Origin of the sequence: Belnapia mucosa (assembly GCF_016775475.1) — a bacterium.
In the GTDB taxonomy this organism is placed as follows: Bacteria; Pseudomonadota; Alphaproteobacteria; order Acetobacterales; family Acetobacteraceae; genus Belnapia; species Belnapia mucosa.
In genome coordinates this window covers 1-8,377 of sequence record NZ_JAEUXJ010000051.1, presented here as the reverse complement: position 1 = coordinate 8,377, position 8,377 = coordinate 1, and the positions used below count along the sequence as shown (strand labels likewise).

7 protein-coding genes, 1 tRNA gene and 1 pseudogene are annotated in these 8,377 nt (G+C 66.2%); 7 read left to right on the top strand and 2 right to left on the bottom strand.

Going from position 1 to position 8,377, the window contains the following annotated elements:
- Window positions 1–77: transfer RNA gene (locus JMJ55_RS30045), tRNA-Met, on the top strand.
- Between the two features lie 526 nt (window positions 78–603).
- Here JMJ55_RS30045 and JMJ55_RS30040 read toward each other — a convergent pair.
- Entirely contained in the window at window positions 604–1,305 is a 702-nt protein-coding gene (locus JMJ55_RS30040) for a hypothetical protein (protein ID WP_202829285.1), read from the bottom strand.
- A 169-nt stretch (window positions 1,306–1,474) separates the two neighbouring features.
- Between JMJ55_RS30040 and JMJ55_RS30035 the strand changes: the two genes are divergently transcribed.
- Genes JMJ55_RS30035 through JMJ55_RS30025 form a run of 3 tightly spaced genes read left to right on the top strand, consistent with a single transcriptional unit; the run spans window position 1,475 to window position 3,856 of the window.
- A complete protein-coding gene (locus JMJ55_RS30035; protein ID WP_202829284.1) occupies window positions 1,475–2,455 on the top strand; it encodes a DNA/RNA non-specific endonuclease in 981 nt (326 codons plus the stop codon).
- 13 nt (window positions 2,456–2,468) lie between these two features.
- Window positions 2,469–2,720: a hypothetical protein gene (locus tag JMJ55_RS30030; RefSeq protein ID WP_202829283.1), complete on the top strand. Its 252-nt coding sequence runs from the start codon at window positions 2,469–2,471 to the stop codon at window positions 2,718–2,720.
- 53 nt (window positions 2,721–2,773) lie between these two features.
- Entirely contained in the window at window positions 2,774–3,856 is a 1,083-nt protein-coding gene (locus JMJ55_RS30025; protein ID WP_202829282.1) for a hypothetical protein, read from the top strand.
- A 1,399-nt stretch (window positions 3,857–5,255) separates the two neighbouring features.
- On the opposite strand, the gene JMJ55_RS30020 is transcribed toward JMJ55_RS30025, so the two are convergent.
- Window positions 5,256–6,293: a Bug family tripartite tricarboxylate transporter substrate binding protein gene (locus tag JMJ55_RS30020; RefSeq protein ID WP_268885452.1), complete on the bottom strand. Its 1,038-nt coding sequence runs from the start codon at window positions 6,291–6,293 to the stop codon at window positions 5,256–5,258.
- A 437-nt stretch (window positions 6,294–6,730) separates the two neighbouring features.
- Between JMJ55_RS30020 and JMJ55_RS30015 the strand changes: the two genes are divergently transcribed.
- The 3 genes and pseudogenes from JMJ55_RS30015 to JMJ55_RS32270 all read left to right on the top strand — a co-directional run.
- A complete protein-coding gene (locus JMJ55_RS30015) occupies window positions 6,731–7,120 on the top strand; it encodes a serine hydrolase domain-containing protein (RefSeq protein WP_202829280.1) in 390 nt (129 codons plus the stop codon).
- Window positions 7,120–7,908: pseudogene (locus tag JMJ55_RS30005) on the top strand (serine hydrolase domain-containing protein). Before JMJ55_RS30015 ends, JMJ55_RS30005 begins: the two are co-directional and overlap by 1 nt.
- Window positions 7,791–8,377 (top strand): KilA-N domain-containing protein (locus JMJ55_RS32270; RefSeq protein WP_202829277.1); only part of this gene is annotated, 587 nt, incomplete at its 3' end. The pseudogene JMJ55_RS30005 and the gene JMJ55_RS32270, both read left to right, overlap by 118 nt.

Genomic DNA, 8,377 nt, shown 5'->3' with positions numbered 1-8,377 from the left:
CGCGGGGTGGAGCAGCCCGGTAGCTCGTCAGGCTCATAACCTGAAGGTCACAGGTTCAAATCCTGTCCCCGCATCCACTTTTACCGAACTCAGCAGGTCAGGCCCCATGCCACTCGGCACGGGGCCTTTTTGCTGTCCGAGGCTCAGATCCGCATCGGCCGCACGCAGCATCGCAGACAGTTCACCAACCAACTCCAACCGTGGCTTGCCACCGGGCTCGGCTGAGCCGTGAACCGCGACGCGCTCGATCAGTGCCCGCGCGGCCTCCAACATCTCCGTCCTCCTATCCGTGGTCAACGCCCTGCGCAGGCGCGCTACCCGCTCGCGGTAGTACCTCCGCAAAGTTCGGTTGCAGGCGGGGTAGGGGTGACTACAGCTGGCGCCACGCGATTATAAAACTGTCTTCGGAGGCCATAGGTTGTCCGCCCAGATTTGAACGGAGGCAGCCTATCCGCTGCTGAGAGTGGATCCCAAACGGCAGACGGGAGGCCAGCATACGTATCCTGGCCGCCTTCGTCTCGAAGGTTACCTTCCGAGTTCGGCAGGTGCCGTCGCTGTATGCTTATTGCGAGCCTGAGATCGGCACCAACCGTATATGGCCGTTTAAAGCAGTGTGGTCTGCGGCCGCGACGGACCGGCAGCAGGCTTGCGACGTGGCGGCAGGGCAGGGGGCAGGGGCACGGGACGGCCGGCGCCCTTGCCAGGCCCGGCATAGCCGTCATCGGCGATCAGGCGCAGCTGGACCTCGGCGCCGGCGGCCGCCGCGGCGGGCAGCTCCAGCGGCACCGGCCAGAAGCACTCGACCCGGTCCTCGCCCCGCAACGCCAGGAACACCACCCGGTCCACCCGGCCGGCATCGTCGGTCTCCACCGCCAGGCGGAAGGCCAGTCCCTCGGCCTCGGCCTCGCCCAGCGCCAGGGAGAGCTGCTGCACCTCGACCTCCTGGCGCTTGAGGGTGCGCTCGGTCGGCTCCTCGGCGGCGCCGCGGTAGAAGCGCACCGGCACGCCGTTGCCGTTCCCGCCGATGACGAAGACGAAGTGGGCGCTGTCGTCGAGCACCTCCAGCCAGGGGTAGTCGCCCGAGCTGGCGGCTCGCTGCAGCCGGTGGCGGCCAAAGGCAAAGGCGCGGCAGCCGACCGACCAGGGATCATCGCCCAACTCGTAGCTGGCCATGGCCAGCGCATCGCGCCGGGCATTGGCCAGCATCCGGGCGCAGACCCGCAGCCGCTCCTCGGTCAGCGCGGGATGGAAGTCCCAGGGCTGACGCGACGGGGGAGGGGGCAAGGGCGGTTCGGCGGGATCCATGCCTGGAGCGTATCACAATCGAGGGCAAAGCAAGCGCCCAGCCATGGCAGGGCGAAGCGCCGCCCCCAACCGGAAGCCGCAGGGCCTCCGTAAGCGTTGTTGGCTCAGTACTAGGCGGCCCCACCAGGCCCCGGCACCCAGCGTTGCACGAGCCGGCAGAAGGCGACCGATGAGCCAAGTCAGGTATTGGGTGCTGACTGCCGCCCTGATGGTCGGCATCGTCCCCGAGGCTGCCTGCGCTGCACCCTCAGCCTGTCCCGAGCACCACGCCGGGGGCACGGCGCCGGACATCATCCGACCGCAGCTGGCGGCCGAGACGAGGGAGCTGTGTTTCCAGGAATACAGCGTTCTCTATAGCGGGATCTCCCGCACGCCGCTGGCCGCAGCCGAACATCTCACCCGTGAGCGGGTCGAGGATGCCCGGGGTCTACAGCGGGAGAATGCGTTCCATGAGGAGGAGCGCCTGCCGCCCGGCCAGCGGGCACGCCTCGGCGATTACGCCCGCTCGGGCTTTGACCGCGGGCACATGGCCCCGTCAGGCGACATGGCGACGCCCGAGGGCCAAGCGGAGAGCTTCTCGCTGGCGAACATGGTCCCGCAGGAGCCTGGCTCGAACCGCTGCCTCTGGGAGGGCATCGAAAGTGCCGTGCGCGAACTCGCCATCCAGGAAGGCGACGTCTGGGTGCTGACGGGACCGATCTTCCAGGGGGAGGAACTCCAGCGGCTGAACCACCGCGTGCTGGTGCCGACCAGCCTCTACAAGGCTGTCTACCTGCCATCCCGGCGGGAGGCGGCCGTCTATGTCGCCCCCAATGCCCCGGGGATGAAGTGGCGCACCGTCTCCCTAACCCAGCTGCGCGACCTTGCTGGCCTCAACGCCTTTCCGATCCTTGCCTCCGAGGTGCAGGGGCGCGCCATGCGGCTGCCCGAGCCAAGGCCGCACAACGTCCGCGGAAGCTGCGGCGAGACTAGGACAACGGTTGCGACGGACCAGCGGCGAGGCTCGTCTCGAGGCCCAAACCCAGCCCCAGCCACACCACCGGTGACGAGCCGCGCCGGCTCGGGCGGGAGCGGCAACACTGTCCTGGTCATCGCGCTGGCTGCGGCCATCGCCTGCTATCTGCTCTATCGCGTCCTGGGGCGCCGCTGACGGGAGGACGACCATGAGCTTCAAGCCCTATGCCGACGAGTCCGCCGCGGTTCAGGTTGGTGGTCTCTCCATCGAGAACCGCCTCGACCGTGTTTCGCTGGCCGGCAACCTGGACTTGACGCGCGACAAGGTCGGTCTGCAGCACGCCAAGAGGCTGCGGGATCTCCTTGCATCGGTGGTGATGGAGTTGGAGCGGCAGGGCAGCGCGTTGCCCGAGGCGAGCAAGGCGATCAAGACCGACACCGTCAAGAATCCCTTCGGATAGGGTCTTTGCCTGACACCGCCAACGAGAACGATGCAACGATGTTCAGGGTGTGCATGACACGATGGGTGCTGGTGCTCCTGGCGCTGTTCCTACCTTGCTTGGCCGCGGCTCAACCGGTGCCGAACCGGGTCTATGCGCTGGAGGGCGCCACGGCCCGGATACGGGTGCCGGCAGGCAAGGCTTGGGAGGTGCGCGACGAGGCCGGCCGCGTGGTGCGTCCCGTCGCGCCGGCCGATCCGGACGGCGCACTGCGCCTGCCTGCAGGCGGCTGGTACCAGCTCTTCCGCGACGGAGTGCCCTTTGGCGGCCGCTTCGCTGCCGGGTATGTCGTGCTTGTCACTGGGCAGTCCCAGGCAGCCGGCCTGTTCCACGCCAGCTCTCCGCGGGTTGGCGCGCATCCAGCCGGGCCGGGGGATCCGTCAGCGCCGCCGGTCTCGGCGGTGCTGGAGGGCTGCTTCGGCCGCCCCGGCTGTCCGCCAGAAGGCACGCGCTGGGTCACGGCCGACGCGGCGCTCGGCGCCCGCACCCTGCTGGCCGAGTTGGCACGGCTGCGGCCTGGCATTCCCTTCGCCCTGGTCCATGCCGCCAGGGGCAATACCGGCATCGCCGATCTACTCGACCTTGCCCGACCGGCGGACGGATACCTTGCCGTGGTGGCGCGAGCAACGGCGCCGGTCTCCGCCCTGCTGGTGCTAGCGCATGGCACAACGGATGCGCAGCGCGGCACGCCACCGGAGACTTATATCGTGGGGGTCGGCGAACTGGTCAGGCTGCTGCGGGAAGCCGGCGGCAATCCCACCATGCCGGCGCTGCAGGCCCCGCTCTCGCCGCTGCGGGACGCCTATGGTCTGCTCGGCTCCGGCCGGTTGGCCGAGTGGACTGGGCTGGCTCTAGGCAGCGGCTGGCTTTTTGATCTTGGCTTCGCGCAGGTTCGCCCGCTGGACGCCGCCACCGCCGCCCATGCCGCGTTGATCTGGGAGGCCCAGGCCGAAGCGGCGCGCCGCTATGGCCTATTGCCGGGCGGCGAGATGGCGGATGTGGAAACCGGAAGGGACGGCATCCACTGGTCGGCTGAGGGGCTCCGCCGAGCAGCGCGGGAAGCGGCAGCGGCGTTGGCCGCCGCCTTGCCGCGTTAAGGGTCAGAACCACGCGGCCAAATCATCCCCACCGACCCTTCCTAAGGAAACTTGAGAATTGGGCGCCAGTGGTGGGAGCTATTACGGTGTCGCTGGCGAACTACCAAAGTGCTGGCCGCAACATGCCGTCTGTGCAGTATCAAGCCGGCGGGGGTATGGTCAGGCGCAGCCAGAAGCCGGAACCGCGCTGGCCTGTAACGTAACTTCGTACGCTCCGCTTAGAAATCATTGGCAGCGACCTGGGCGGACCTCACATTATACTCCGGCCTCCGGCTATTTCGCGGAGACGGTAGCCCTCGATAATGGATGCCTATGTCAGAAGAAGACCAGGTTTTCTCCCGCCATTCCAAGCGGGGCGTTTCTGCCAGTGAGAAACGGCACATCGTGACTGCGCCGCGGCGGAAGGGCTCGGTAACGACGGCCGGTCGGGTCGTCGAGGTTGTGCAGCTTATGCGCAGTCCATCGAGGCCGTTGGAGGCTTCTCTGCGCGCGGCGCCCTGGAACGCCCCTGCAAAGGCTTGGCCCGATCAGCTTCTTGCAGCGGCACCTCTGCCTGCTGCACAGCAGGCAGCGCCTTCCACGGCGCTCGAGCCGACGGCTCCAATCGTACATGTCATGCCTATGTGGGAGCCATCAGCGCAGCAGCCAGCCTCGGAGCAGGGGAAGTCTCCCGTGCTACCGAATGTCACCCCTATCGCGGAGCTGCCGGAACCGCACGGCACAAAGCCGGGCGCGCCGAAGGTAGTGCGGCGTTTTGCGGATCCCTTCGCCGAGGATGATAACCGCGCCAACTGCATCCGCTGCGGCTACCTAGTCGAGCAGAAGCGCGACGCGCGTGGCTTCAAGACATGCTTGCAATGCGGCTGATGACCACCGCAGGGCTGCATCGTCGCACATTGTAACGACTTCGTCTCGTGGACGTCATGCGCGGTAACTGTCATTACCGCGCATGAACGGCAGCGCCTGATGTGTCTGCTGTTTGAGGGAAGCGTCCCATTCGCCGCACGCCGCTCCGATCCCTTCGGCTCGTTCAGACTGAATCCGATGGCCGCCCTGCGCTTGCCATAGGCGGGACTATCAGCGGATCGGCAGCGAGCAGCACCATACACGCCTCGTCTGATGCTTACCGCCAAGCCTCCCAACGGCACCCAGTGCGTCTCGTTGCTCACGCGCTGGACGTTCGATCGGCGGCAATGGGCGCTCACTTGTCGGTGCTTCCCCGGTCGAGCTTGCGCGGCTCCAGGCGGCTCGGTGCAGAAGAAATAACGGGATGGCCGCCGCGCCTGCGGTAGCGCCATGCCGCTCGATATGGGCCACCTGGGCCTGCACATTCTGAAGCAAGGTCACCCAGCTTCCTACACCATGGCCTGACACGATCGTGCCGGGTGAAGGCGCCTGCTTACTCCACCCGCGCGCCGCTTGCCCGGATCAGCGGTGCCAGCCGGGCTTCCTCGCTAGCGCGGAAAGCGGTGATCTCCTCTGGCGTGGTCCACCAGGATTTGGCGCCGAGTTCCTGGAAGCTGCGGACTAGGTCGGGGCTCTCCAATGCCTGTTTTGCAAAGGCCGAGTGCCGCTTCACCACTGGCTCCGGGATGCCAGCGGGGCTGCAGACCGCACCCCAGGAGGTGATCTCGAAGCCCGGCAGAAATTCCGACATGGTCGGTAGTTCTGGTGCCGCCGCACTGCGCTGCGGCCCGGTGACGGCGAGCGCCCGTATCCGCCCCTCGCGCGCGGTCGGTAGGAGACCCGGGATGTTGTCCATGATCAGGTGCACCCGCCCGGCCAGCAGGTCGAGCAACGCCGGTGCGCCACCACGATAGGGCACATGCAGAATGTCCGACCCGACCATCTGCTTCAGAAGCTCGCCCGAGAGATGTGGGGTGGTGCCGATGCCGGAGGAGCCATAGGCGTACTTACCGGGGTTCGCCTTCAGCAGGGCGATCAGCTCCGGCACACTGCGTGCCGGCAGGTCGTTGTTGACAACCAATAGGTTGGGCAACTGCCATAGGCCAGAGATAAAGGTGAAGTCGTGCGCCGCATTGAAGGGCAAGCTGGCATAGAGCGTCGGCGCAATAGCATGGGGAGCGATGCTGCCCAGGCCGATTGTGTACCCGTCAGGCTGGGACTTCGCGATCGCGTCGACTCCAACATTGCCGCCGGAGCCTGAGCGGTTCTCCACCACAAACTGCTGGCCGGTAATCTCGCTCATCTTGGCGCAGTAGAGCCGCGATAGCGTATCAGTGGCACCACCCGGCGGGAAAATATTGATGTATCGAACCGACCGGTTGGGCCAATCCGTGCCCGGCTGTGCGCGCCCCTGTTTAGGTAAGCCGACAATTGGAGTAGCGAGCCCGCCGACAATCACGCCCAAAGTGGCGCGACGCGAGAGGCGTCCGGACGTGGGCTTGAGGATAGTGTGGCCCTGCGGTCTTCTCATGTGATATTCCTCCCGCGCACAGCTTGTTGCTGGCCTAGTTTCCGCTTGGCACGGCCGGTGTGAACCGAGGCACTGACCGAACACCTGACAGCATACGATTATAGCCAAGCGGATGAAGTACATTCGAGACAAGGCTGCGCACGGATCGGAGGAGTTCGAGACCGCTTCGCATTGCGCCCGGATTTCGGCACCGGCCTTCGGTAGCCAGTGCCTACCCAAGTAGGGTGCTCCCGCCTCCCTTCCGCTGGACCAGCGACCCAAACGCGATCATCGTTGCTTTCAAAATTGGCTACCAAGCGGTGGAGCACGCTCATTGTCCAATATTGCGACGTCGGCATTGCCGTAGTCCTACTCCGCAGTGTTGTCTGGCATCCGACCACGTGCTGCCCTGTGAAAGACCCGCACCGCCGTAGAGGCCAGATGCGAAGGGAGGATCGATGTGGCAAAATCTGCTGCAGACTGGCAGGCATTCGGTCCGCGCGCTGCATTCCGAAGTCGTGGCAGGACGGCTGCCCGGGGCAGTCCTTGCCGTCGCGCGCCGAGGACATCTCGTCCTGCATGAGGTGGTCGGTTATCTGGGCCCTGACCAAGGCACCCCGATGCCGCTCGACGCGATCTTCGCCATCGCCTCCATGACCAAGCCCATCGTGGGTGTCGCTGCGCTGATGCTACGGGAGGAGGGCCGGCTCGGACTTGCCGACCCGGTGGAGCGCTACTTGCCGCAGCTGGGAAACCGGCGGGTTGCGAAGCTGAGTGATCAGGTTCTGTCCGGGGAGGGCCAATCGAGACCGCTGCGGCCGAGCGTCCGATCACGATCAAGGACCTAATGCGCCACACCTCTGGTCTGACCTATGGCGGGAGGGGTACCACAGCGGTGCACAGGCTCTATCCCACATCGTCGGATGTCGCGGGTGCCAGCCTCACCGCCGTGGAGTTTCTGGACCGCCTGGAGGCCATCCCGCTGCTATTCCAGCCTGGAACAGTCTAGGATTACGGCCTCTCCATTGATGTACTCGGCTTGGTGGTGGAGGCCATCGTGGGCCAAGGGTTCGGAGAGTTTCTGGAGCAGCTATTCGAGCCGCTCGGGATAGCAGATACCGGATTTCGGGTGCCTCCAGACAAGCTGGGTCGCCTCACTCGGGCGCTGGCACGCGATCCCGATACCGGCGCACCGCAGGCAGTGCCCGACCGTGGCAAGGCACTTCACTTCGAATGCGGCGGCGCGGGTCTTGCCTCGACTGCCGCTGATTATCTCCGCTTCGTCCAGATGCTTCTGGACGGCGGCGCACTCGGCGGCATTCGCATACTGGGCCGCAAGACCGTGGAGGCGATGAGGGTCGACCGCCTGACGCCCGAGATCGAGAACCGCATTCCCCTGACCGACCCGCTCTCAGATGGCTACGGCTTCGGCCTGACCGTCGCCGTACGAGAGCGAGCAGGCAGTCTTATCGGTAGCCCGGGGGATTTCTACTGGAACGGCGCCTACGGAACGCACTGGTGGGCCGACCCGCAGGAGCAACTGGCTGTGGTGTTCATGGCGCAGGTGCCAGGCCTACAGCGACGGCGCCACAGGCAAATGGTCAACGCGCTCGTCTACCAATCACTCGTCGACTAGCACCGGCGACCTGCCCACTGCCACACGCCTCACGGTGGAACCGTCCCGGCCAGGCGCACTGGACCGACCCCGAGAGGGAGGTCCGTCAAAATATCATCCAGGATGAAATTATCCGCCTCGACCCTGACGGCTTCGTTGCCACCACCCGCGGCCGCCACGGCGGCACCTGGGCCCATTGGCAGCTGGCCCTGTCCTATGCCCGCTACCTCTCTCCCGCCTTCCGCCTCTGGTGCAATGCCGTCGTCCGTGCCGTCCTTGCGTGGCACCGCGACCCTCCCGCCGCGGATCCCGATCCGCTGCGGCGGCACCTTGCCCAGCGGTTCCGCGACCTGCACGCTCGGCTCGATACCCTCGAGCGGCATGCGGCGGACCTGATGTTCCTGCAGCTATTCGCGCAGGAGCTGGTGCTGGGGAACCGGCTGGAGTTCACCGGGCTGGGGCGGAGCATCATCGTCAAGGCGGTGGCGGC